Origin of the sequence: Candidatus Lernaella stagnicola, assembly GCA_030765525.1 — a bacterium.
In the GTDB taxonomy this organism is placed as follows: Bacteria; Lernaellota; Lernaellaia; order Lernaellales; family Lernaellaceae; genus Lernaella; species Lernaella stagnicola.
The window spans coordinates 79,192-105,598 of record JAVCCK010000035.1 but is presented as its reverse complement, the minus strand read 5'-3'; the positions used below and the strand labels follow the sequence as shown (position 1 = coordinate 105,598).

The 26,407-nt window shown below is 59.6% G+C and carries 19 protein-coding genes; 16 read left to right on the top strand and 3 right to left on the bottom strand.

Annotated elements, in window-relative coordinates; all coding sequences use genetic code 11:
• Positions 1 to 136 precede the first annotated feature (136 nt).
• Positions 137 to 2,560: a hypothetical protein gene (locus P9L99_16685; protein ID MDP8224998.1), complete on the top strand. Its 2,424-nt coding sequence runs from the start codon at positions 137 to 139 to the stop codon at positions 2,558 to 2,560.
• A gap of 44 nt (positions 2,561 to 2,604) precedes the next feature.
• On the opposite strand, the gene P9L99_16680 is transcribed toward P9L99_16685, so the two are convergent.
• Entirely contained in the window at positions 2,605 to 3,180 is a 576-nt protein-coding gene (locus P9L99_16680) for a hypothetical protein (GenBank protein ID MDP8224997.1), read from the bottom strand.
• A 177-nt stretch (positions 3,181 to 3,357) separates the two neighbouring features.
• On the opposite strand from P9L99_16680, the gene P9L99_16675 reads away from it, so the two are divergent.
• From P9L99_16675 to P9L99_16605, 15 genes are all read left to right on the top strand, one after another.
• Positions 3,358 to 5,013: a hypothetical protein gene (locus tag P9L99_16675; protein MDP8224996.1), complete on the top strand. Its 1,656-nt coding sequence runs from the start codon at positions 3,358 to 3,360 to the stop codon at positions 5,011 to 5,013.
• Between the two features lie 141 nt (positions 5,014 to 5,154).
• Positions 5,155 to 9,216 carry a S8 family serine peptidase gene (locus P9L99_16670; protein MDP8224995.1) on the top strand — a complete coding sequence of 1,354 codons (4,062 nt, stop codon included), beginning with the start codon at positions 5,155 to 5,157 and terminating at the stop codon, positions 9,214 to 9,216.
• A gap of 33 nt (positions 9,217 to 9,249) precedes the next feature.
• Positions 9,250 to 9,726 (top strand): hypothetical protein, encoded by a 477-nt coding sequence (locus P9L99_16665; GenBank protein ID MDP8224994.1) that lies wholly within the window; start codon positions 9,250 to 9,252, stop codon positions 9,724 to 9,726.
• A gap of 115 nt (positions 9,727 to 9,841) precedes the next feature.
• Positions 9,842 to 11,563 carry a proline--tRNA ligase gene (locus tag P9L99_16660; GenBank protein MDP8224993.1) on the top strand — a complete coding sequence of 574 codons (1,722 nt, stop codon included), beginning with the start codon at positions 9,842 to 9,844 and terminating at the stop codon, positions 11,561 to 11,563.
• On the top strand, positions 11,556 to 12,281 hold the full coding sequence (pyrF, locus tag P9L99_16655) for an orotidine-5'-phosphate decarboxylase (protein ID MDP8224992.1): 726 nt from the start codon (positions 11,556 to 11,558) through the stop codon (positions 12,279 to 12,281). The genes P9L99_16660 and pyrF overlap by 8 nt, the downstream gene beginning before the upstream one ends.
• A gap of 18 nt (positions 12,282 to 12,299) precedes the next feature.
• A complete protein-coding gene (locus P9L99_16650; GenBank protein MDP8224991.1) occupies positions 12,300 to 12,977 on the top strand; it encodes a type 1 glutamine amidotransferase in 678 nt (225 codons plus the stop codon).
• The gene (locus P9L99_16645; GenBank protein MDP8224990.1) at positions 12,974 to 13,879 is read left to right on the top strand and encodes an RNA methyltransferase; all 906 of its coding nucleotides are present in this window, start codon (positions 12,974 to 12,976) and stop codon (positions 13,877 to 13,879) included. The genes P9L99_16650 and P9L99_16645 overlap by 4 nt, the downstream gene beginning before the upstream one ends.
• Positions 13,770 to 14,549 (top strand): MBL fold metallo-hydrolase, encoded by a 780-nt coding sequence (locus tag P9L99_16640; protein ID MDP8224989.1) that lies wholly within the window; start codon positions 13,770 to 13,772, stop codon positions 14,547 to 14,549. Before P9L99_16645 ends, P9L99_16640 begins: the two co-directional genes overlap by 110 nt.
• Positions 14,550 to 14,585: 36 nt before the next feature.
• Positions 14,586 to 16,268, top strand: coding sequence for an ATP-binding protein (locus tag P9L99_16635; protein MDP8224988.1), 1,683 nt, complete (start codon positions 14,586 to 14,588; stop codon positions 16,266 to 16,268).
• Between the two features lie 72 nt (positions 16,269 to 16,340).
• Positions 16,341 to 16,964 carry a B-box zinc finger protein gene (locus tag P9L99_16630; GenBank protein MDP8224987.1) on the top strand — a complete coding sequence of 208 codons (624 nt, stop codon included), beginning with the start codon at positions 16,341 to 16,343 and terminating at the stop codon, positions 16,962 to 16,964.
• A complete protein-coding gene (locus P9L99_16625) occupies positions 16,961 to 17,401 on the top strand; it encodes a hypothetical protein (GenBank protein MDP8224986.1) in 441 nt (146 codons plus the stop codon). Before P9L99_16630 ends, P9L99_16625 begins: the two co-directional genes overlap by 4 nt.
• Positions 17,402 to 17,446: 45 nt before the next feature.
• Positions 17,447 to 19,501, top strand: coding sequence for a sulfatase (locus P9L99_16620; protein MDP8224985.1), 2,055 nt, complete (start codon positions 17,447 to 17,449; stop codon positions 19,499 to 19,501).
• A 65-nt stretch (positions 19,502 to 19,566) separates the two neighbouring features.
• The gene (gene aspS / locus P9L99_16615; protein ID MDP8224984.1) at positions 19,567 to 21,339 is read left to right on the top strand and encodes an aspartate--tRNA ligase; all 1,773 of its coding nucleotides are present in this window, start codon (positions 19,567 to 19,569) and stop codon (positions 21,337 to 21,339) included.
• 96 nt (positions 21,340 to 21,435) lie between these two features.
• Positions 21,436 to 22,734: an asparagine--tRNA ligase gene (gene asnS, locus P9L99_16610; GenBank protein ID MDP8224983.1), complete on the top strand. Its 1,299-nt coding sequence runs from the start codon at positions 21,436 to 21,438 to the stop codon at positions 22,732 to 22,734.
• 188 nt (positions 22,735 to 22,922) lie between these two features.
• Positions 22,923 to 23,615 carry a hypothetical protein gene (locus P9L99_16605; protein ID MDP8224982.1) on the top strand — a complete coding sequence of 231 codons (693 nt, stop codon included), beginning with the start codon at positions 22,923 to 22,925 and terminating at the stop codon, positions 23,613 to 23,615.
• Between the two features lie 69 nt (positions 23,616 to 23,684).
• Here P9L99_16605 and P9L99_16600 read toward each other — a convergent pair whose 3' ends face one another.
• Together P9L99_16600 and P9L99_16595 are read right to left on the bottom strand one after the other, a co-directional pair.
• Positions 23,685 to 24,500 carry a hypothetical protein gene (locus P9L99_16600; GenBank protein MDP8224981.1) on the bottom strand — a complete coding sequence of 272 codons (816 nt, stop codon included), beginning with the start codon at positions 24,498 to 24,500 and terminating at the stop codon, positions 23,685 to 23,687.
• Between the two features lie 63 nt (positions 24,501 to 24,563).
• Complete coding sequence (locus P9L99_16595) at positions 24,564 to 26,318, bottom strand: hypothetical protein (protein MDP8224980.1); 1,755 nt, start codon at positions 26,316 to 26,318, stop codon at positions 24,564 to 24,566.
• Positions 26,319 to 26,407 lie beyond the last annotated feature (89 nt).

Here is a 26,407-nt window from a genome sequence, read left to right as displayed (position 1 = left end):
AGAGCGCCCCCATTTGGCTGTTTGACCTACTGCCATGATGGTGTTAACAACGGACTGCTCTGCAGGGGCGAAAGCGGTTTTCACCGCAGGATCAGGGGGGACAGTTGAATAGGCACGCAACCCAGTGGGGTCGAGAATGCACACACGACGATTGTCCCGCCGCATCTATCCGATTCTTATCCTCGTTTTATTACTGATCGCGGCGAATTTCGCATGCGATGGTGATGCCGACGACGAGGACGACCCCGGCGCATCCCACGACGACGACAACGATCAAACCGACGATGACGATGACGGCGGCGAATCCACCGGCGGTCGCTTGGTGGCGGGTGCGGCCTCGGGCTATCTGAAAGTTCCCATTGGTGTTTCGCTGGGCGGTTTCGCCATGCGGTTCGGCCCGCGCATGGCCTACAACGCGGCAATGGGAGGCTCGCGCGGTTATCTGGATCGCCCCGTGGCCAAGGCGGTGGCGCTGCAAGTGGACGACCGCCGTCTCGTGATCGCCAAGGTTTCGATGATGGGCGTCACCGAAAGCCTGCGCACCCAAGTAGTGAATCAGGTACGCGAGCAGATCGGCGTCGACCTCGACCGCGGCTTGGTGCTCACCGCCTCCCACACGCACTCCGGCCCTGCCCGTTTTCTGCCGGTGCCGGATATCATGAGTTTGGTGGGCGCCGACAAATACAGCGCGGAGATCGTCGACCGAATCGCCGACAGTCTCACCGAAGTGATCGTCACGGCGATCCAACAAGCTGAACCGGCACGTATCGGTTTCGGCTACCGCGAGCCCTTCGACCCAAACAGCCTGCTGACCCGCGATCGCCGCTGCGCCAACGGCCCGGGGGATTTTCGTGAAGACCGCCTTTGGGTCGGCCGCGTGGAAAACGACGACGGCGAAACCATGGCGATGCTCGTGGGTATGGCGATGCACGGCGTGGTTTTCGGTTTCGGGGCTTTCGACTTGACCGACGACGCTCCCGGCGGTGTCGAGCGCGCCATCGAAGCGGGCTACGACCACCCGGTAACGGCGTTGTACATACAGGGATCCGCCGGCGACGTCGTGCCGCAAATGTGGGGGCCGCAGGGTCACCGCCGCATGCAGATCATCGAATGGATCGGCTCTCAGGTCGCCGCCGCCGCGCGCGAAGTCGATGAAACCATCGTAACGGACGACCAGCCGGAATTTCGGGTACTGACGCGACGCTACGTCACCGACCGCGAAACGCTCGGCTACCAACCGGGCGAGTTCGGCCATTACAACCTGGCCGGGCAGTTTGTCGAATACCGCAAGGGCGCGATGGAATGCGGCGTACTGGCGAACGAACGGCAGGGCAGCATCAGCGATTGCGACAACCCGGAAACGACGTTGGTTGACGGCTATCTCGGTTGTCTGGTCGATTTGGATTGGCCGCTGGTGAACAAACACACAAAGTATTTCATGCAATCGCCGATCACAGTGGCGCAAGTTGGCGACCAGTTCTTTTTCACGGCGCCCGGTGAAGTCACCTCGCATCTGGCCGTCGATATTCGCCAAACCGTCGCGAACAAACTCGACGTGCCGTTCGCCAACGTAAACCTGATCGGCTACGCACAGAACTACATTTTTTACATCTTGCAGGATTGGGATTGGTGGCAGGGTGGCGGCGAGGCTGAGGGTTCGCTATTCGGCTGGCGATACGGCCCTTGGCTCGAATCGGAAGTCGCTCGCTTAACCGACTTGATGCATTCGGACACTCCGCCGTTGGACGACGACCCGCCGCCTCTCATGTACCACCCCGAGGGCGAAACGGTTCCCGTGGAACTGTCCGAATCTCTGGGAACGATCACGCAACAACCGGCGTCGCAGGCTTCGCGTTTCGACACGCTGGAATTCGCGTGGCGCGGCGGGCATCCGGGCGTTGACTGGCTGACGGTGATGCTGCAGCAGGAGAAGGACGGCGAATTCGTGGACGTGTTGCGTCCCAACGGCAAGCCCTATGACGACAAGGGCTGGGAGATGGCCGTGCGGCTTTTCCCGGCGCCGAGTTACCAAGCGGAACGCGAACGCGCATCGCGCGAGTTCGAATACCGGCTCGAATGGGAAACCAGCTATAACGACCCGTCCGGAGTTTTGCGTTTCAAGGTAAGCGGCCTCGCCAAGACCGACGAGGGCGTGGCGCCCTACGAGCTTTTCTCCGAGCCCTTCGAGCTAAGCCCGGTTGATAGCGTGACGGTTTACGACCTTGCGGCAGTGCAGGCCGACGGCGTGATGCGCATTAAGGCGACGGCCGCGTATCCGCCCAGTCCGCTCGCTGCGCGGCGCATTCGCTCGGTTTGGGCCGGCGGCAGCCATCCGGCCATTTGCGGCAACGGCAGCGCCACGGCCCGAGTCACCGACGCCAATGGGAACGAGTACGAGTGCGAACTCGTTTTTCAAGCGCAACATCGCGCCCTGGTCGGCGAGCTTACGTGGGACCGCTTGGCAACTCCGTTGACCATCACGATTGAACGCGGCGCCTTCAACGACGGTTTCGGCAACACGAACGGCGAGGCCTCGGAGCCCCTGGTCGTCCAGCCCTGAACTGAAGTTATGAGGTGGTCGGCGAGTCGCTAAGCACTGCGCCGCTATTCCGGGATCGTGGTCTCCCCGCCGATCGCGTATTCGCCGTTGGCATAGATATCCACGGTGTAAGTTCCGGGCGGCAGGTTGGCGATTTCGGTTTCGACGTCAAAGGGACAAATGCACCAGCACGGATCCGGCGTCACTTCCACTTCGTACAGCGTGATCTCGAAATCCTGGATTTCCATCGTCACGTCGACGTGATCCATGCAGCAGTTGAATTCGACGTTGACGTGGGTGACGGTCAGCACGCTGTCCTCATAGGAAAACGCGATGTCTTCATCCCAGGTTTCTTCCTTTTTATCCGGCGGCATTGAGCCGTCCTTGCAGTCGGAGTGACTGATGCCCTGTATCCCTGGCACGTCGTCATCATCATCGCCGACGGCGTCGTCGTTGTTATCGTCGTCGTTGTTGTTGTCGTCGTTATTGTTGTCGTCGTTATTATCGTTGTCATCATCATCGGGATCACCGGCGCCGGGGTTATCGTCGTCGTTATCGTCGTCGTCGCCTTGGCAGGAAACCGCGAAAAGCAACGAGACCAACGCGACCACCAGCAGCAACGCCCAAATTCCGTTTTTCATGGGATTTCTCCTTCTACGAATCCTACCGATATGTTTACGCCTGTTCTCCGGGCTTTTCAAACCCAACCGCTTGGCCTCGACGACGCCGGTCGCCTGGATCGACGCGCACTTCTTGTGCATCATTCATGATTCCATACAATATGCCGTGTTTGTGAATCTTCCTCGAAAGGCTCGGACATGAAACAAATTGCGTCACTCGCCTTGGTTATATTGTTCCTGCTGCTGATCGTCGGCGCGCTTAGTTGCGATGAGAGCGATTACGATGCCGCCGATTACGGCGACGACGATGATGATGACGACGATAATAACGACGACAACAACGACGACAACGATGATGACAACAACGACACATCCGAGCCGTACCCGCCGGTGTTGCCGTTCTCCTTTGTGCGCGAGGACGACTCCGAACCTATTTCGCCTGCGGAACTGCAAGCGTTCTCCGAACAGATGCGCGATTTCTATGCCGACCGTGAGTACATCGATTGGCTGCTACGCATGAGCCACGGCATCGACGCCTCCACGGGCATGTCCGATTACCGGCTGTGGTGGGGCGAAGTGTTGGGTATCAAAAACGGCGACACGGTGTCGATCGTGCATGAATATAGCGAAGAGCACGGCGGGCATAACATCCTGAAGGGCAACTCCTTGGTGCTGACCTCCGCCGTCGCCGGCTACTTGAGCACGGGCGACGCCACGCTCGGCGAACTCACGCGGCAATTCTGCAAGGGCGTTTCTTCGACCATGCTGGGGATGGTCTACGACGAAAACGACCCGATCAAGCACCTGATGGCGCGCAACGTCGTGACCGCCAACCACACCTACACCACCCACGACGGCCGGCGGAAAGCTGTCGATTACTCCAACTGGACGTTCCCCTACGACCGGTGGAACTGTTCCCGCTTCTCCTACGAACACAACCCCTATTGGGGTGAAGTGTGGGTAACCAACACACGCTCCAAGGACGGGCTCGGGTACTTGTACCGGGCGGCGCTATCGGCGAATCACGCCGCAACCCACGGTGCGGACCCGGCCGTGCGCGAAGCGTGCGGCGAGACATGGAACCTGCTCACGCTTCTTGCGGCGGACATCGTCGATCACGACTACATCATCCGCTCCAAGCATAATGACGGCACCGCCTACCGGCCGGGTGTCGATCCCGAACCTGAAGAGGCCGACATCGGCGACATCGCATCACTGGTCAAATGGGACATCCTGTTCCCCGACGCCGAGTGCAACGCCACCCAGGCCACCGCCTTCTTGGGTTACGGCGAACGCCTGGACAACAATTGCGATCCCTTCGGCGGGCATCGAATCTATGAACTGGGAGCGATCCTCAACAATCCGCCCAACGGGCACATCATGCGTTCGTTCCATATCGCCAACGTGGCGCTGGCGTTGCATAACAGTGATAACCGGGCCGCGTTCCAAGCGCTTGAAAGCCTCGAGCAGCGCTTCACGCGGGACACGAATCTCAACCTCGCCTTCGTCGATACGCCGGAAGACTCCTGGCAACGCGACATCGCCGTGAGTCTGCTGCAATCCACAACGGTGGGTTACTACCTGACCAACGACGAAGTGCGCGTGATTCATCATTACGCCCGGCGCGCCATGGAGGAATACGGCGCTTGGGAAAATTGGGATCCGTGGGCGTCTTCCGTTCCCGAAGGCGTCGAGATCGAGGTCATGCCGCCTACCGGCAAAACGTTGCCCGATGAGTCCAAAGTTTCTTGGCTGCAGCCCTACGTGCTGGGTCTGTTCATGGATTACTGCTGGGGGATGTACCGCAATCCAGACAGCCCGCCGGTGATCGACTGCGACGTATTCACGTTTTAGCGGCGGGCGGCCGATTTCCGAAAAACACTGGTTGTTGAAAAACCGGCGTATGCGGTAAACTCCCGCTGATTGGACCGTGCGGCTACAACTTAAAGAAAATCAAACGGAAGATAACCCCAATAACGAACCGGGGAGTCTGTTATGCGTTTTCTTATTCGCTTCGCACTGTGCGTTTCGTTCCTGATGATGACCGCGTCGGGAGCCATGGCTCTCTCCATCGTTTCTCAGGATCCGCACCTCGATATGTACCAGAACCTGACGATCGATCCGATGGTCCTTGTTTTCGACCAAAGCCTCGATCGGACGTCGGTCGGCGCGACGTCGGTGAACGTGACGTACGAGAGCGACCCCGGCGTTCGGGTGGAAGTCGCCTACGCGTTCGAAACGACGACACTGCTCGACGACACGCTTGTTTTGACGCCCACGGAAAACGAGTATCGCTGGCCCTTCGCCAAACGCCTGGAACTGCACATCACCGATCAGGTACAAAGCGCCGGCAGCTCACCCTTTGATGAAAGCTACCCCTTTGGGGAAATCTTCGTCGCCAACATCCCCAGCGACATGGACATTTTGCAGGAGTGGGATCCCACCGATCCCTTCGACTTCGTCGACGCCTTCGCCAACGCGAATGTGCTGCTCGGGTACAACCCGGTCCATCCGGAGCAAACGGAGCCGTGGCGTCCGGAAACGATTCCGGGCATGGGCGCGACCGAAGCGTGGAAGGTTACGGCCGGAAGACCCGACGTCATCATCGCCGTTGTCGATGACGGCCTCGAACACTACGACTATGATGAGCTCGAAGAGAACTATTTCCTCAACCGCGGCGAACTGGACGCGCCAACCTTTCGCGGCAACCCCTGCACGCCGGATGCCTATGACTGCAATGACGACGGCCGCTTCAACATTCGCGATTACGACGAGGACCCCCGCTTCGCCAGCCTGGGCGAACCGCCGACGATTCCCGATCTGTTCGATGAATTCGAAGACGACAACGACGACGACGGCAACGGTCTTGTCGACGATATCTGCGGTTGGGATTTTCTGCGCAACACCAACAAAGCCAAGGGCGTCATTGATTTCCCGGAAGGCGGGCACGGTGAAGATCGCTCGCGCGACGCGGCCGGTATCGCCGGAAACAACAATGGCGACAAGCCGGGGTACTGCCCCTTCTGCACGATTTTGCCGGTGCGCATTTCCTCGTCGGTCATGCCTGAAGTCAACGTGCTGGAAGCCGGCATTGCGTACGCCTACGAAATGGGCGCGGACGTGGCAGTATTCGCGTCCGAATCACTTAACCAATCCGGCGACATCAACCGGGCGCTGACCATGTATTCGGAAAACGGCCTGACGCTTGTCGGCGTGGCCAGCGACGAAGACAGCTACCACCACGCCTTTCCCGGCTCCTTCGACGAGGTCATCAACGTCAAGGCAATCTTCCCGATACCGCCGATCGATTTTTTGGGTTTCTTCCCGATGGAAGTGTTCGGCTTCACAGAAACCTACTGCACCATGTGGGGCGAGCACGTGCACCTGGCCGGCTCTTCGGGCGCCTGCTCTTCCGAAGCGGCGGGGAATATTGCGGGCTTCGCGGGGCTGATCATTTCGCGCGGCCGTGATTTGGGCATCGAACTGAGCGCGAACGAAGTGAAGCAGATCATGACCATGACCGCCGACGACATCAAAGACTGGTGCCTCACGTGGACCGGCGGCACGTGCCAGCCCGGCTGGGACGCGCATTTCGGCTACGGCCGCCCCAACGCCAAGACCGCTCTGGCTATTTTGGGCGATGCCGCCAAGGACGAACCGGCGCGCGTTCCACCCGAAGTCAAATTTCGGGCCCCGGCATGGTTCAGAGTGATCGACCCCGTCGCCACGCCCCAGATCGAAGTTGCCGGGTATCTGCACGCCCGCGGGCGTTCGTTTCAGTGGGACCTGCAAGTGGCGGTCGGCAAAGAGCCGCTCGACAATGAGTTCACGAGCGTGGCCACCGGCAACGGCACGGCGGCGATCGACGACGTACTGGCGCAAGTCGACATCAGCCACCTGCTGCCCGCCGACTACGTAACCCGCCCGCCTAAGGAATCGTTCGACTTTACGGCGACGCTACGCCTGGTCGCGGGCTACAACATGCCGGGCTACGGTACCGTGCGCGGCGAGGACCGCCGCACGATCAGCATCCACCGCGACCAGAGCGCGGACTTCGGCCTGCTGCCGCAGATGCCGCTGAATCTGGACGCCTCCGGCCGCTCGTCCATCACGCTCTACGACATGGACGGCGACACCGATGGACGCCTGGAAATGGTCGTGGCCGCCAGCGGCCCGCAGAGCGTCATGGTGCTTAAATCGACGGACGACGGCTACGAAATGTCGGCCGGCTTCCCGCTGAACGTCATGGATTACAACGGGCTGGACGACGCCGCCGACGCGACACTCAGCACCCCGGCGGTCGGCGACTTGTTCGGCGATGGCGAACCCTACATCGTGGTCACGACCATTGCCGGGGCGGTGCTCGCCTTCCATCGGCAGGGCACCGAGCATCTAGACGACAACGGCCAACCGGCGCCGCTGCTCGAGGGCTTCCCGGTGCACGCGGCCGACCCCGACAACTCCTCGACCGACGCCTTCGGCCACGGCCGCACTTTTCTGGGATCGCCCGTGCTGGCCGACCTGGATCGGGACGGCATCCTGGAAATCATCGCCGCATCCTACGACGGTCGCGTCTACGCCTGGAAACCCTTCGACGCCGACAACGACGGTGCCGCCGACCCGGTGCCGGGCTTCCCTGTTTTCTGCAAATGCGAAGCGGGCAACGTACCGCCGGACAAGGTCTGCCACTCCGAGATGGAACGCTTCAATCCGCAGATCATCACGACGCCGGCGGTCGGCATTTTCGATCCCGGTTCCAACAACGACGACATCGCGCTCTACCCGTCGATTCTCGTCGGGACCAGCGAGGTTTGTGAAGATTGGCTCTTCGGCCTCAAGGGCACGCGGTTCTACGCGATCTACCACGACGGCACCAACAACGCCTCGGGTTCTCCCTTCCTGCCGAATTTCCCAGCGAAGCTTTTCGGCCCCGCCAGCGATATCTTGCCGCTGCCGCCGGTGACCATCGGCATCACCTCCAGCCCGGCACTCGCCCACCAGGACGGCAAAACGTACGTCGGCGTCGGGTCGGCGATTTGGTACCCGCAGCTTCTGGAAATCGAAAACGGTGAAATCACCGTAAGCCATTTGGGCGGTACGCCGAGTTTCAACGCGTTGGCGCACGGCAGCTTCGGCAGTTTGAGCGCCGACGGCCGTTTGCACTACGTATTGCCCTCCTCCAGCATCCTCGACGTTATCGACGGTTGGATTTCACTGCTCAAACCTAAGCTTCTTGCCTATTCGCTGCAGAATCTGAGCAAGCCGCTTTTCGCCGTCGATCAGCACGACAGCAATTGGTACACAAACCCGGCTATCGTTGACATTTCCGGCGACGGCTACGCCGAAGCGATTTGCGGAACGGGCGGCTTCACGGTGGACGCGGTGGACGGCTCCGGTTCGCAACCGCCGACCTGGCCGAAGTTCACCAACCAGTGGTCCGCCTCCGGGCCGACGGTCGGCGATGTCGACGGCGACGGCTCGCTGGAAATCTACCAGTACACGTTGGAAGGTTGGCTGTATGGCTGGCGCACCTTGGGCGACGCCTGCGGACCGCAAGGCACGACCGCCGAGTGGTGGACCGACCGCCACGACGAACGTAACACCGGCACCTACGGCACCGACACGCAGCCGCCGATTGTCGTCACCGATTTGCAGGTCGAGGAAACGGCGAGCGGCTATCGCTTATCGTTCACCGCCCCCGGTGACGACTGGCGCTGCGGCACGCCGGTTTCGTACGACATTCGTTACGCATCCAGCCGCGAAAGCCTGGAGGGACCCGCGAACTTCTACGATGCCGAGCAGCTTCCGGACATTTTGGTCCCCGCGCCGGTGATCGGTGGTCAGCGTGTCGAGATCGATGTGCCCGCCGGGAAGGGAAGTCCCTGGTTCGCCGTGCAGACTCTCGACGACGCCGGTAATCACTCGTTGATCAGCGTGCCGGTCACCGTGGGCGGCGCGGACGACGACGATTCCGGCGATGACGACTCCGGCGATGACGATGACGACACCAGTTACGGCGACGACGACGACAACGATGACGCGGGTTGCGGCTGTTAGCGTCGCGTTTGCGGCGTGAAAAGGGAAAATGTCATGAAATCCGATCGGATGCGAATCCTTCGCTGGGGCTGTTTCATTCTGGTGATTGCGGCGTTGCTCTTGCCGCTCGCCTGCGATGACGACGAGGAAGAGGAAGAGGAACCGTCATATTGTGAGGCGGTGGAGCATGCTTTCGAAAACGCTCGCGAATGCCTTGATGAGGCTGACTATTGGGGCGGCATTTTCGCATGTAACGCCGCATTTTGGGCGGAATTCACGGTCAACGCTATTTTCGCGCCCGAGGTTCTCGACGCGCTTTATTGCGTTTTTTCCGCGATGGTGGAAGACCCCGGGTCCGGCACCGACAATTGCGATTTCGAGAATCTGCAATGCGATTGGGATTGGGCTTGCTTCGGGGACTGCAACCAATCGGCCGTTTCGTGTCTTTCCGCGTGCAACTTCGGTGACTACGACTGCCGCAAAGGCTGCTATCAGGAAAACTACGGCGCGTGCATGGAAGAGTGCTTCTAGGACGCATCCGAAACCGCGAGCCTGAAGTTTTCACTTCTTGGCGCACGCCCTTTATTCCGCCCCACAAACTCGGTAAAGTACGGCGCCGCAAAGGAAAAATGGCAAGGAGATAGCCGTGCGACTTTCACAAATGTATGTTCCCACGTTGAAGGAGACTCCCGCCGACGCCGAGGTGGTCAGTCACCAGCTTATGCTGCGCGCCGGTATGATTCGCAAACTCGCCGCCGGGATCTACGACTACCTCCCGCTCGGCCTGCGCGTAATCCGCAAGGTCGAACAGATCGTACGCGAGGAGATGGACCGCGCGGGCGCGCTGGAAGTGCTGCTGCCCTACGTGCATCCGGCCGAGCTGTGGCGCGAATCAGGCCGCTGGGAGCTCTACGGTCCCGAACTGGCCCGGCTCAAGGACCGCAGCGGGCGCGAATTCTGCCTGGCGCCGACCGCCGAGGAAGTCATCACCGACCTGGTCCGGCACGATCTGCGCTCGTACAAGGACATGCCGCTGAATCTCTACCAGATCAGCCCGAAGTTCCGTGACGAAGTCCGGCCCCGCTTCGGCTTAATGCGCGGGCGCGAATTCATCATGAAAGACGCCTACAGCTTCGACGCCGATGAAGAAGGCGCCAACGCCGCCTACGAGCGGATGCGCGAAGCGTACAATCGAATCTTCCGTCGTTGCGGCCTGCGCTTCCGTGAAGTCGCCGCCGACTCGGGCAACATCGGCGGCAGCTTCAGCGCCGAGTTCATGGTGCTGGCCGATACCGGCGAGGACGCCATCGTCTATAGCGACGAGGGCCACTACGCGGCCAACGTGGAAAAAGCCGAACTACCCGAGGTGCCCGATACGCCTTTCGACGGCGAACCGGCACCGCTGGAGAAGGTCCACACGCCGGACCAGCGCACGATCGAAGAGGTCAGCGCCTTCCTGGAAACGACGCCACAGCAGATGGTCAAAACCCTGATTTTCCTCGCTGACGGCGAGCCCGTCGTGGCGCTCGTGCGCGGCGATCACGAAATCAACATGGTCAAATTACAGCGCCTGCTTGGCGCGGAAATGCTGGAATTGGCCGATCCCGACACAATTCAGCAGGTGACCGGCGCGCCGGTGGGTTTCGCCGGTCCGCAGGGATTGAAGGTCAAGCATTTGATCGCCGACTACGGCTTGCGCGGCCTGGGCAATTTGACCAGCGGAGCCAACGAGGCAGACTACCACGTCACCGGCTTGAACGTCGGTCGCGATTTCGAGCCGACGCAATGGGCCGATATCCGCGTGGCCGAAGAGGGCGATCCGTGTCCGCACGGCGGGACGTACAAGGTCGTGCGGGGCATCGAGGTCGGGCATGTTTTCAAGCTCGGACAGAAATACTCCGAGTCCATGCGCTGCACCTTCCTGGACGAAAACGGCAAGGCACAGCAGGCGGTCATGGGTTGCTACGGCATCGGCATTGGCCGAACCGCAGCGTCGGCAATCGAGCAAGGCCACGACGACAGAGGCATCATCTGGCCGATTCCCCTGGCCCCCTATCACGTTGTGATCGTGCCTGCGGGCAAGCCCGGCGGCGCCGAGGAAGTTAAGGCGCAAGAGATTTACGAACAATTGCGCGGCCTCGGAGTCGAGGTCGTTTTCGACGATCGCAAGGAGCGGCCGGGTGTCAAGTTCGCCGATGCGGATTTGGTCGGCTACCCGATTCGCATCACGGTCGGCAAGCGCAGCCTGGCCGAGAACGCGGCGGAACTGAAATTGCGGGCCGAGGCCGACGTAACCCTCGTGCCGCTGGAAGAAGTGTCCGCGCGCGTGCAACAAATCATTACGGAGGCGTTACGTGACGATGCGTGAGAAACTCATCGTCGCTCTGGACGTGCCGAACCTGGCGACCGCCGAACGCTTGGTGGACCGCTTGGCCGATTTCGTCGGCGCGTTCAAAGTGGGCAAGGAACTATTCGTCGCCGAGGGACCTGACGTGCTGCGCGCGATTGCCGAGCGCGGCAGCCGCGTGTTTCTCGATCTCAAGTTTCACGATATCCCTAACACTGTGGCGCGCGCGGTCGGCGCCGCCGCCGCCCAAGGCGTGTGGATGCTCAACGTACACGCGTCCGGTGGCCCGGCGATGTTGCAGGCGGCGCGGTCGGCAGCGGAGAACGTGGCGCTCGTCAAAAACCGCGAACGAACGATCGTCATTGGCGTCACCGTGCTGACGAGTCTGGACGCCGCCGATCTCGCAGCGGTGGGACTCGCGGGCAAACCCGACGAAGCCGCTCTTCGCCTGGCTGAACTGGCGCACGCCAACGGCCTGGACGGCGTGGTGGCCAGCGCACAGGAAGCTGCCGCGATCAAAAAAGCCTGCGGGTCGGATTTCCTGATCGTCGCACCCGGCATCCGCCCGGCCGCGGCCGAGCTCGGCGATCAAAAACGTGTCATGACGCCAAGCAAGGCGATCGCCGCCGGTGCCGATTACCTCGTAGTCGGCCGTCCCATCACGCAAGCCCCGCTGCCGGAAGCGGCGGCGGAAGCGATTGTCGAAGAAATGGAAGCGGCGGCGCGGGGCGTTGCGTAATCGAGAAAAGGAAACGCTTTGCGAACCGTCGTGATCGACAATTCGGTCATCCCCTTTTTCCTGCGCGAGGGCGAAAAGACCGCTCGTTGCCTACCGGGTGACGTGCGCCGGGTCAGCGGCGTACACGATACGCTCCCGACGCTGCTGGATTTTGACCGGCTGATCGTCACCGGCTCCGAGGCGTCGGTTTTAGCCGACGATGATTGGATCAAACGGCAGGCGGATCTGGTGTCGTACGCTGTGTTGGCGGGCAAACACGTGCTGGGCATTTGCTTCGGGCATCAACTTCTCGCGCGAGCTCTGTGGGGCAAAGACCACGTGTGGCGCACGGCGCGCGCGGAATTCGGGTGGTACCCGGTTGCTCTGGATGTCGCGGAGCCGCTTTTTGAGGACCTGCCGCAACGCGCGTATTGGTTTTGCTCGCATTATGACGAAGTACACGATCCGCCCGCGGCGGCGCGGGTTCTGGCGCACAGCGAGAGTTGCGGCGTGCAGGCGTTTCAAGTCGCCGGATTTCCGAGTTGGGGCATTCAGTTTCATCCGGAATTCTGGGGTCCGCACGCCCATTTGATGTTAGCGGCCATGACGCTGCATGATAAAATGCTGGTTGTTGCGAAGCAGTCCGCCCCCTCGGCGGCGACGGCGGCAGAGCGGGCGCGACGCCTGTTCGTCAACTTTTGGAGGCAGATGAATTGATCGACTATCCGCAACACCCGGAAATCATGGACCGCATTGCCGTGGTGTTGGTGCGCCCGATGGGCGACGGCAACGTCGGCCAGGTGGCGCGCGCGATGCGCAACTTCGGCATGTCGCGCTTAATTATCGTCCAGCCCCAATACGTCGAAACGGAATTGTGCCGACGTATGGCCGTCAGTGCCTACCAGCTCGTGCGCGACGCTGAATATCAAGACGACCTCGCCACGGCGTTGAAGGATTTTCATTACGTCGTCGGCGCGTCGCGGCGGCTGGGGAAATTCCGGCAACGTTTCTGCTCCTCACGCGCCCTGCCCGATTGGTTGCTGCCGCGTCTTGCCGACGGCCAGACGGGCGCGCTGGTGTTCGGCAACGAGCCCAGCGGTCTGAACAAGCAAGAGATGGATTTATGCAACGAGTTGGTGGAGATCATCACCGACCCGGCGCATCGCAGTTTGAACCTCGCGCAGGCGGTGCTTCTGTTGGCGTATGAACTGTTCACGCGGGCCTGCGAGGCGCCGCTGGACGTCAACAAGCACGTGCCCGCCCCGCACGACAAGATACGGCGGTTCTATGAACACATGCGCCGCGTGTATCTCGAGGTCGGTTTCATCGACAAAGACAATCCCGAGCGGAACATGCGTCAGTTGCGGCGGTTGTTTTCGCGCGCGGCGCCCAATGAACTCGAAGTCAGGATTTTGCACGGGCTTCTTTCGGATACGGAATGGTACTTGAAACACGTTGCGGAAGTGGGGAAACGAGATGGCTACCGTGAAATGGCTGGGGACGGCGAATCTGGAACTGGAACATCAGGGGAAAGTACTGCTGATCGATCCGCATCTGAGCAGGCCGAGCAAGTGGAAGACCTTCACGAAGCCGTTGATCCCCAACAAGACGAAGATTGACGACTACCTCGAGAACGTGACGGGCGAGATCATCGGCGTGGTCATCACGCACGCTCACTCCGACCACTTGCAGGACACGCCGTACATCGCCGAAAAACTCGGCCTGCCCGTGTGGGGTAACGAGAGCGTCGACACGTGCCTGAAGATCCACGGCTTGCCGGGCTGCCGGCGCGTGTTGGCGGGCGGCGAGTGTTTCGATATTGGCCCCTTCCGCATCGAGCCGATCAAAACGCGTCACGGTCTGGTGGCGCTGGGCAAAGTGCCTTTCCCCGGGAAAATCGACCCCAAGCGGAAGCCACCACTGCGGGCCTGGCATTTTCGGCACGGCGAGCCACCGTTGTTGCTGCTTGTCACCGCCGGGGGCAAGACGATCTTCCACCAGGGTACGGCGAATTTGATCGACAACCTGATCCCGCTTCGCTCGCTGGATTCGGCCTGGGTGTGTGCGTCGGGCTATCGCGCCACGGTGGATTTCATCCCGCGATTGCTGGCGCGCATCCGCCCCAAGCGCGTGATTCCGTTTCATTTTGACGATTTCTCCTTGCCACTGTCGGAAAACACGCGGTACATTCCCGGTAGCGACCCCCATGTGTTTGGCGAGAAAGTTAAGGCCGTCGCGCCCGACGTGGAGATCATCGTGCCCCGACCGTTCGAGCCGATCCCCTTCTAAAAGGACGCGACCGCCAATCCGCAAGGAGCGAGGCTTATGCGAATCCGCACGCGCATTTTGTTGTGGACGCTGCTGTTTTCGATCGGCCCCGTTGCCGCATTGTATCTGACGCTGGGCGACTTGCTTCACTCCACAGCTACACTCATCGTAAAAGATGCCGGCGATTATGCGCAGCGTAAAAGCATGCTGCTCAATTATGCCGTGCAAGACGACATGGAAGACTCCCTGCACCAAACCGCCCTGGCCGTGAGCGAAGTTTGGCGTCGCGCCTCGGACGACCACGACGGCGACTTGGACGATACGATGAGCGACGTGTTCGCCGTTTTGGAACGCACGCCCACCACCGCGTTTGTTTTCAGCGAGGCGGGAGAATTGATCGGCGCGTCCAAGGACCATCGCGCGATGGATGGCATTCAAAGGCTCGAAGAACTCAATCGGCGTCTCCAAGATCAGTATGTGACCAGCTCGTGCGAGTTGAGCGCCGACGGCCAACTGCTGTTGTTGGCGATGCCTCGCTCGCGCAACCCGCTGTGGCGCAGCGCCTCGCAGAAATTCCGCGATGACTTCACGGCCACCGTGCGGGCGAAAGTCGACGCCACCATCGGGCAACTTCGCTTGCTCGTCGTTTCTCTTTTCGTTGCCATCGGGCTGATCGCCTTACTGCTCTCGCGGTGGTTGACGCGTAACCTGACCAGCCCCTTGGACAAACTCGCGCAGGCCATGACGGAATTCAACGGCGTCGCGCCGGTGCACATGGCCGCCGAACGGCGAGACGAAATCGGCTTGTTGACCGAGCGCTTTGCCGACATGACACGCAAACTCGTGGAGACGCGCCAAAAATTGGGCGAACAGCAAACGGCATTGGAGCGCGCCGATCAGGAACTGATGGAACTGAATCTGAACCTCGAGCAGCACATCGCCGACCGTACCGCGAAATTGTCGATCGCATTAGAGCGATTGCGGGAAGTGGATAAGAACAAAGATGACTTCCTGAGCCTCGTGTCGCACGAATTGAAGACCCCACTGACCTCCATCAGCGCCAGCGCCGAAGCGTTGATGGTCGACGACCTGCCGCTCACCCCTGACGGTCGCAAGCGTTTCCTGCGTATCATCCGCATCGAAGCCGTCCGCCTCGCGCGTCTGATCAACGATCTGCTGGACCTGACCGGCTTGGAGAGCGGGCGCCTGCAATTCCATTTCGAATCCGTGGATTTGATCGAACTTGTCCGCCAAACCTGCGAAGTGCAACGGCCGGCGGTGGAGAAAAAAAAGTTAGCCTTCGAATTGAACGTCGAGGAAGATGTGCGGCTGCGTGAAGTTCGTCTTGACGCCGGCCGTTTCGTACAGATTCTCACGAACCTGCTGAATAACGCGATCAAGTTTACCGATCGGGGTCGGATTTCCGTGGCCCTGTCGGTGGCGCACGCCGATAGTGAACCGACGATTCGCCTGGTCGTGGCCGACACGGGCATCGGAATACGAACCGAAGACGCTCACAAAGTGTTTGACCGTTTTCAACAGATCGAGCGACTCGACACACACCACGAAGGTTTCGGTTTGGGCATGCCGACCAGCAAAATGCTCGCGGAGGGAATGGGCGGCAATATTCGCTTTGCCAGCAAGCCGAGCCACGGCACGGCGTTTACGGTCCAATTTCCCCTCGCCTCGTGGGAGGTGACCGGTCGAAAAAAGGAACCAGAAAACAATGTAAACCGTTGATCGACCGCCCGCCGTAAGCCTATAGTTGGATGTGTGGAATAAGCGGAAAATCGAAGGAGCTTGCATAACGCTTTGAAGTGCTATTTTCACCCGGAAGAAGACGCCATATACGAATGCACGAGTTGCCGCAAGGCGATTTGCGGCGACTGCATGCGTTTCGACGACGAGGATAACGTCGTCTGCCCCGCCTGCACGCTGGAGTACGCGGTCGATATCGCCGATGAGGATCAAGCCGCGTACCTCGAGAAGCGCCACCGCGCCATCGAGCAGCGAGAGCGCCGTAAGCGTGCGAAACAGTCACGAATCGCGATGATCAACCCTTTCTTCGTCGTGGCGATCATTTTGCTGGTGGCCCTTCACATCTTCTTCCGCCATTACGTGGGACGCGCCGGGCAGCCGGCCGTGTTTGATCCGGCGGCGTTCGCCAAGCAAGGCGACCCGGCTTTGGAGCTTTCCTACATCGCGGCGAAACTATTCGCGTACGCCGAAGACCACGACGGCGAGTTTCCGGAAAAGATCAAAGCGTTGTATCCGAACTACCTGGAGGCTCCGCCCAACGTGTTGGGTTCGAGCGAGAGCTACAATTTCACGCCGGTCAACGGAGAGGAATTGTTCGTGCTCAGTTTGTTGAAAGCCGATCGTTTCAGGTATCGGCGCTTGTACATAACCGGCGACGGAGTGCTGAAAACCGAATGATGAACCAACGCGGCGTCACCATTGTCGACCTCATGCTGATCCTGGTGATCGTCGTGCTTTCCCTTGTCAATTTCTCCTCGCTCGATGACGTTTACGACACCTATCAGCGCAAGAACTGCTACTACAATCAAACGAATCTTGACAAGATTCTGTGGGACACCTGCTTCGAGCGGCAACGCGAGATTTTTGACGTGGCCCTCGCTTATGCGATCAAATACCCCGACACAAGGCACCCGGTGATGGTCGTGCTTTTCAACCCGAACCGGAATGCCGAACTGCCGCAAAAGGACGTCGTCGTCGTTGACCTCACGCAGCAAAAGTGGACCAACGAACAGTTGTGCCCGCTGCACACCGCTTCCTCAAAGCAACCGATTATCGACTACTGGTTCGCCTTTGGCCGGTGGCACTGTTTGTACAACCGCTACCACTCCGAGTGAGGTTCCGCCCATGTTTGCCTTCACTCACCGAGCCGCGTCGTCCTGATGAGCAAGGCGAAGCCGCCAACGGGTAACGCGGGCACAAACCGGTTCGGCCGACTCTTCTCTTTTCTGCAACACAACATCCGCGAGCATGGCGTCGTCGTTCGAGTGATTCTCACCGGTGCGTTGCTCGGCGCCGCGATGACCTCTTTGGAACTCGCAGCCCTCTTTTTCGTCGCGCCGACCTACGAGTTTTTCGTGCAATGGAAACAGGTGGCCTTGAGCGCAATGCAATCCGGGCTTATCGCCATGGTCGTGCTGTTGTTTATCGACGGTCGACGCCCGCGACGTACCCAGCTCTTTGCCGCATGGGCGACGCTTCTGCTGGGTCACCAAGCGCTATGGGTCTCGCGATCCGTCGTCGTCTACAGCAACCAAACGAGTCATCTGAACGTGTATTCCATCGCGTTTGCGTTGCTGGCCATGCTGATGCTTTGGGTGATCGTCCGTTACGTGCTGCGCCAAAAGGAACGGCGTGTCCACTGGGCGGCGCTGGCGGCTTTCGTGGTCATCACACTTCTTTTTACCGTGTCGATGTCCCGCCTGCACCATGACGACACGGTTTTTCTCACCGACTTCCGCAAAAACCACGCGCCGGTCGACCATCGCCTGATCCGCAAAAACGCCCCGCAAGAAGCCAACAACGTGTTGTTGGTCGTCGCCGACACCCTGCGCGCCGATGAACTTGGATGCGCCGGGAATCCTGCGAATCATACGCCGCATTTGGACGCCCTGGCGGCCCGCGGCACGCTCTTTACCCAATGTTTCAGTGTCAGCAGTTGGACCGCCCCGGCCATGGGCACGCTGCTGACCGGGCTGTCGCCGCGCCGCCACGGCAAGACGGAATTCTACTCGCTACTGGACAACGAATTGATCACCGTTCCGGAGTACTTCCGCGCCGGTGGCTTTCACACCTTCGCCGTTTCCACGAATCCGATTCTGAAAAGCTACTTCGGTTTTATGCAGGGCTTCGATCGTTTCATCGAGACCGCCAAGAGTTACGACGCCGCCTGGTGGTTGACCGGCACGTCATGGCGACGGTGGCTCGGTCCGCTGGCCTATAAGTGCCCCGCGACGATTCCGGTCAATGACGCCGACATGGCGGTCGAGCGTTTTCTGGAATTGCTGGATATTGCCCCGCCGGATCGTCCGTTCTTCGCCTGGGTCCACCTGATGGACCCTCACACGCCCTACGCGGCGCCGGAGCCGTATCGCCAAAAGTATGTTGACGGGGACCCGCCGGATTTCACCTTCCGTAACGATTTGTTGGATGTTCCGCGGACCACGGACGCGAAATCTCTGAAAGCGTATCGCGGGCTGTACCGTGGCGAAGTCGCTTTTCTCGACGACCAGGTCGGCCGTTTGATGGCGGAGTTGGAACGCCGCGGCCGACTCGAAGATACGACCATCGTCTTTACCGCCGATCACGGCGAACACTTCCGCCGGCACGGCTTGTTGCTGCACGGTTATTCCCTCTTCGACCCGGAAACCCACGTGCCGCTGATTGTCGCGCCGCCCAAGCCGCCGGATCGCCGCCTAGTCGAGCAGCCGCGGCAACTCCTGGACGTCCCTTCCGCCCTGTTCGATCTGGCCGGGCTGGCGCGGCCGGTCGACCTGCCCGGCGACGGTTTGCGCTATCTTTTTAGTGAAGAAGAGCGCCCGCTGTTTTTGGAGACGCAAGCCAATATGCACGGCGTGCCGATCAACCAGATCGCCGTCATCGACGGCCCGCGACGGCTGATTCTCGACCGCACAAAACGCCTGGAGTTTTTCTTCCCGGACTACCCTACCCAAAGCCTTCACAACGCGTCGCCGCAAGCTAAACATCTGAGCGGATTGCAGGTCGGCGCGATCCAACTCGACGCCTTTGCGCCCAATAATCAACCCGACCCGTGTTGGAAAAAACGCTCTTGCTCTTACGCGGACGACTACCGACGCCTGCGTGATTTGCTGAAAACCTACGAGGCGACCACGCCGACTCGCCCGGCCAATCCTGTAGGAGCGATGCTCGACCAAGCAACCCGCTCGGCATTGCGCTCGCTTGGCTACATCCGTTAGCGCCACTTGTTGACTTGCCTCGTCAGCGTGCTAAAAGTGAGCTTTCTACGCCGTTGGAGGCCATCATGGGAGAACCGTTAGGTAGCTGGAAACGTTCTATTTTCTGTGGTCATTTGCGTGGCGAACACGCCGATCAAACCCACACATTGATGGGGTGGGTACACCGACGTCGAGATTTAGGGCAGCTCATTTTCATCACTTTGCGAGATCGCGAAGGCTTGGTTCAAATCGTATTTGATCCGGAACTCGATGCCGGTCTGCATGAGAAGGCGAAGAGTATTCGTCCCGAATTCGTCCTGGCCGTGCAAGGTCAGGTGCGCCGGCGGCCGGAAGGTCAGGCAAATAAAGATATGGCGACCGGCGAAATCGAAGTTGTGGCCGGCGACCTGAAAATTCTCAACGAGGCCAAAACGGTTCCGATACCCATTGACGAAGCCGCCGAAATCTCCGAGGACGTCCGCCTGAAGTGGCGTTTTCTGGACCTGCGCCGCGCCGGCGCGCAGAAGATTATGTTTTTGCGCCACCGCGCGTACCAGATTATTCGTAATTACTTGTCCGATAACGGTTTTCTCGAAGTGGAAACGCCGATGCTGACCAAATCGACACCGGAAGGCGCGCGGGATTACCTCGTGCCCAGCCGCGTGAATCCGGGCCGCTTCTTCGCTCTGCCGCAAAGCCCGCAGATTTTCAAGCAACTGCTGATGATCGCCGGCTTTGACCGCTATTTCCAAATCGTCAAGTGTTTCCGCGACGAAGATTTACGGGCCGAGCGCCAGCCGGAGTTTACGCAGATCGATATCGAAACCAGTTTTCTGGATCAGGAAGATCTGTTTGCCCTCATGGAAAGTATGATCTCCCAATTGATTCACGCGATCATCGGCTTGGAAATCGAATTACCGATTCCGCGCCTAAGCTACGCCGACGCATTGGACCGCTACGGCTCCGACAAGCCCGATACCCGTTTCGGCCTGGAAATCAAAAACGTGTCCAACATCGTTGAAAACAGCGAATTCGGCGTGTTCAAGTCGACTGTCGCCGACGGCGGCAGCGTGCGCGGTTTCGCGGCGCCCGGCCAATTCAGCCGCAAGCAAACCGACGAACTCACAGAGTTTGTTAAAGTCTACGGCGCGAAGGGGCTGATTGCGTTGAAATTTGCCGAAGGCTCCTTAAGCGGCGGCGTGGCCAAATTCCTGTCGGATACCGAAAAGGACGGCATCGTCGCGGCGACCGGTGCGCAGGAAGGCGACACGGTGTTTATCGTCGCCGCGCCGACCAAGGTCGTACTCGATTCACTCGGGGCGTTGCGCCTGCGAATCGGCAAAAAGCTGGGCTTGATCGACGAAAAGCGGCAAGATTTGCTGTGGATCGTCGATTTCCCACTGCTGGAGTACAACGAGGAAGACGGTCGCTACTACGCGATGCACCACCCCTTCACCAGTGCCAAAGAGGAGGACTGGCCTTTGCTCGAGAGCGATCCGGGCAAGGCCCGCGCGAATGCCTACGACATGGTGTGGAATGGCCACGAGATCGGCGGTGGATCTGTTCGGATCCACAATCCGGAGCGGCAAAACGCCATGTTTCGGGCCCTGGGCATCGACGAGGAGGAAGCGCGCCGAAAATTCGGTTTCCTACTCGACGCCCTATCCTACGGCACGCCGCCCCACGGCGGCATCGCCTACGGCCTGGATCGAATCATCATGCTGCTGACCGGCGCACCGTCGATTCGTGACGTCATTGCGTTCCCGAAAACGACCAAGGCCGCCTGCCTGATGACCGACTCGCCCAGCGAAGTCGACGCGGCGCAACTCGACGAGTTGCACATCAGCATAAAAAAGTAACGGCAGGCCGCGGGTCGCAGCGGGCGCATCGTTTCGTGGGCAAAACCGGAACAAACGATGTGCCCCGCGCCAACTCCGAAGAAAGAGGAATGAGCCATGAGCCAATTTGTTCTAATCAGCGACGCCGCCAAGCACATCGGTGAAACCGTGATCTTCCGCGGCTGGCTGTACAACCGCCGCAGCAGCGGCAAGTTGCATTTCCTGCAAGTGCGCGACGGCACGCAGATCATCCAATGTGTCATGTTCAAGGGCGATTTCGACGAAGACACGTTCAAGACGGCGGACACCCTGCCCTACGAATCCAGCATCGAGCTGACCGGCGAGATCAAGGAAGACAAGCGCAGCCCGCTGGGCGTTGAAATGAGCGTCAAAGAGTTCAAAGTCGTCGCCGAAACAACGGACGAATACCCCATCACGCTTAAAGAGCATGGCACTGACTTCTTGATGAATCACCGCCATTTATGGCTGCGCAGTCCCAGGCAGCACGCGATTTTGCGGGTGCGGCATACGATCGTCAAAGCGATACGCGATTTCCTTGACGACCGCGATTTTGTGCTGATCGACGCCCCGATCTTCACGCCCAACGCCAGCGAAGGCACGTCCACGCTGTTCGCCACGGACTACTTCGGCGATACGGCCTACCTGTCGCAATCGGGCCAGCTCTACATGGAACCGGCCTGCCAAGCGTTCAACAAAGTGTATTGCTTCGGCCCGACATTCCGCGCCGAGAAATCAAAGACCCGGCGGCACCTTACGGAATTCTGGATGGTCGAGCCCGAAGTGGCCTTCATGGACCTGGCCGGCGACATGGACTTGATGGAGGAGTTCGTCGAGTACATCGTGCAGGAAGTGCTCAAACGCCGCCGCCCCGAACTGGAGCTACTCGAACGCGACATCGGCAAGCTCGAGAAAATCGTCCGCCCCTTCCCGCGCCTGCAATACGATGAGGCCGTGGAGATGCTGGCCAAGTTGGGACATCCCTTTGAATGGGGCAACGATTTCGGCGGCGAGGACGAAACCGTGCTCTCCCAACAGTTTGAGAAGCCGCTGATGGTCCACCGCTATCCCGCAGCCGTGAAGGCGTTCTACATGAAAAAAGACCCCGATCGGCCCGAGTTATCGCTGAGCGTCGATATGCTCGGCCCCGAGGGGTACGGCGAGATCATCGGCGCCGGGGAGCGCGAGGATAACATCGAGAATCTGATCGCGGAGATCGAGCGCCACAATCTGCCGATGGAGCACTTCCAGTGGTACCTCGACGTCCGGCGCTTCGGTTCGGTTCCCCATGCCGGCTTCGGCCTCGGTCTGGAGCGCACCGTGGCCTGGATCTGCGGCCTGAAGCACATTCGGGAAACGATCCCCTTCCCACGCTTGATGGGACGTTTGAACCCCTAAACCGCATAAACCACCGGCCGGGCGATTCGCCTGGCCGGTTCGTTTTTCACCAATTGACCCCAAATCGGGGATATTGCACAAAAAGCGCTTGCCGTTCAATTCGTAAACCCTTACATTTGGAGAACATTAGGGCAAAACTAGGGCAAAACCTTTCGATGAAACATTGTTGTTGGCGTAAGGAGCGGGTTATGCGTAATTCGATTCTATGGGCGTGTCTGCTCGTCGTGTTTTTGGCAATACCGGCGATGGCGCAGGCTCAAGGCGTTCGATACGGCGGTTGGGGCGGTGTATCTGTCGGCCCGCAACAAATCGACACTGGCGATCTGTCCAGTAATTTGTATCCGATCATCGTCGACTTTTCCGACTTCCAGCCGGTGTTGGGCGGACATGCGTACGGCGTGATCGCCAAGTACGTCGTCCTCGGCGCACGCGGCAACTACGTACACGTGGTCGAGGACGGTCCGGTCAGTAACGCCGAAATGACCTCCTACAATTACCAAGGCGAACTCGGCGTTTCGATTTTCAATAACGAGTGGGGGATTCTGTTTCCCTTCGGCGGTTTCGGAATGGTCAAGCATCGCTTGGAATTCTCCGACAAATCGCAACCGGAAATCGTTGAAGCCTTCGGTACGGCCAACCACCTGAATAAAAACGGGATGTATGCGGTCGCGGGATTTTCATACCTCTACGCGCTGAACATCAGCGAAGAGGACGCCGCGAAACGCGCCCTGTTCGTCGGCGGCCTGCACCTGGGTGCAACCTTCGAAGTTAGCGATGAAGATTGGACGGACGAAGACGGCGACGATGTAAACCGGTCGCCCGCCTATAAGTTCGACACTTTCTTCTTGCTCTTCGATATCGGTTTCGGCGGCGGCGTCTGATTTTCGCAGCCTTTAAACAACAAGCGGCCCTTGCGATGGGCCGCTTTTCTTTTGCCTGATTCTCCGGCTTTAGTAGTCCGTCGACTCCACTTCCTTTACACCACCACCAAAGGCAATTTCGATTTGCAGGAAACCGCCGGTCGGTGAGAGATCCGGTCCGCCACGGTACAAGTCGCCACGGTATTCCCAACCTGAATCGAGCAAGCCCAGGTTAAGACCCGCGGTGACCCCCGGCATGAACATCCCGAACGCGCCGTAAGGGCTGCGGGCGAAGCGGACCGGCCAGAAGTAGCTAAAACCAACTTGCGTGTACAGATAGCTGCGTCGAATTTCGCCCTCGTCTTTCAACAGCGCCGCGTCTGCGGCGGCGATTTCGCTCGGATGGGGACCGATTCCGGCCTGCCACACATCGCCCTCGAAATAGATCCGCGTGGCGCCACCGCCCAAACCCAAGTAGGCAAAGCCGAATCCGTGGGGGCCGTTGAGCACCGCGTAGCCTACGTCGATTTGAAAGTACGTGGCGGCCATGTCCATGTTGATGCCGTCGGCATCGACGGTTGCCCCGCGATCAGACGCACCGCCGTACGCGACCACGCCGCCGGTGTCGCCCTCTGCCGCGAAAGCGGAGATTCCGCCGCGAAAGCCCGCGACCAGATGCTCGAATACGACGCCGTGTCCCTGCAATTCCAGGGTCGGCCAGAACGATGAAACACCGTCGATGCCCAACTCGTCGAGGTAATCGTTCAAATCCGTCGTGTCGACGCTGCGCACGCCGATGGCGAAGCCGCCCCAACCGCCGTGCAGAATCGGCTCTTCAGCCCACGCCACGCCGGTAAAGCCGGCCAGAAAGACCGCCGCCGTCAGGAGAATGCATAAGTGTTTCATGCCGATCAAGATACGTGATGCCCCGATCCCAGGCAAGTCGTTTCCGGCACCGAAAGAGTGCCCCTACAAGTCGTTGTCGTTTTCGTTTTGCGGCATGCGATGCCACAGGGAAGCGATTTCGCGACCGCCCCACAGTTCCACGACCGGGCCTTCGACATCCAGCGTTATCGCTTCGACGATGAACGGAGCGCGATTGAGTCCCCACTTTGAGTCGCTGACCATCACAATATGGCCGACCCGTAGATTCAGGAACTCCGGGCGTAAACGGTACGCGACACGAATCGCGGGAACCGAAAACCATTCGATAACCCGCGAGGCTATCTGCTGCGTCGAAATCTGGCTGGTCAGGTCCGGGCAATCAATGCGTAGTCGCCGTTCGAAAAACTGCCCCCGCGATTCCCGCAACCGGCCGGCATCCACCGTCGGATGATAAGTAGCGATGGCCTGCGCCAAGGGATTGCGCTCCATGAGTTCCGCCCATTGCGTGAACGCCAACTGCGAGCCTCCGAGAACCGGATTCGCAAAATGAACTTCCCGGTTTCTCCTCGGCGCCTGGGGCGCGCGGCTGTAGAACGCCTCGACGGTGTTAACGACATCCTCCAGCGGCGTGGTTTTCGGCTTCTTCGCCATTTCGAGTATCTCGCGGTCGCGGCGCAAATGCGGTCCGCCCCGGCGCAACTCCCGCGGCAACAGCCACACCGTCAGCGTTCCTCGATTCACAAAACCCACGGCTTGAAGCTGCGCAAAAATGCGGTCGTTCACGACGGACAATGGTGTGCCCTGCTCGTTGATTACGATTTCGAAATCGAGTTCGGAAATCTCCGTGTCGATTGCCACGGCGTCCAGTTCCAAGGGCACGGGGACCTTTGCGTAATGCTGCATAATCGTTTCAATCGCCGCAGGAATCGTATCGGTTTCGCGCCTCGGCCAATCAAGCGTGAAGTAAAATTCCGGAAACTCGAAATCGAGCGGCAATTCACCGGGATCCGGCTCCGGCGTATCGGGAGGAAGTGGGCAGTTAAATATTACGCCCGAATAGTCCTCTCCCGGGTCGAAACCGCCCGCACCAACCAACAATTGCTCGCCCATATACTGTTCGAACATCTCGATCAGGCTTTCCGTGTTGCCGGCAATACCACCGTTGACCAGCACCGCATCCTCCACATAAGTCGTACCGATCGATTCAAAAACACCTTTCCACGGAATGTACACTTCAATGTCAGCCAAAGTGACATTCACGGGCAGCGGCTGCTCGGAAATAATGACGAATATTCGCGCTACATCCGGCGTCTCGGTCGGTCGCTTTATTTCCGCAAACGGCAGTTGGATTCGTTTGACACCCCCCGACGAGAAAATTACCGCCGGGTAATCTACGACATCTCGCGGTTTGATTTTTTGCGTAGGCATCCAGCAATAGCGACTGCGGGGAATGCGACCTTGATCCACCTCGGCCTCAAACCGGATTTTCGCCGAAACCGTCGTCGCTTCGTCCCATTGCACCTCCTGCGCGGTGCCGCGTGCCAGGACAATGCGCTGCGCCATATCGCATCCGTATCCCACGACGCTCAGTTCGCAATAACTTCCCTCCAACACTTTCTGCGCCGAGAAGCGAAGGTCGTCGTGTGTTACCGAGAACGATGCCTCCGTACCAAGCTTGAACGTCGGATTTGGGCGCAGTTCCATCTGTTCCTTCGGCGGCGTCACCGAAATCAGCGACGGATCAACACGAAGCTCCCGCCCCCACTCAGCGCAGGATACGTATTGCAGCGACGCGAGATTGGTGAAATACCGAGTCTCGCCTTCCACCGCCCAAATCAACAAATACGCCGGTCGGACAAGTCGCTGCGAATCCACCGGACTTTGAGAAACTCTCGGGAAAATATCCATAAGCCATGCTCCGTTTTCGT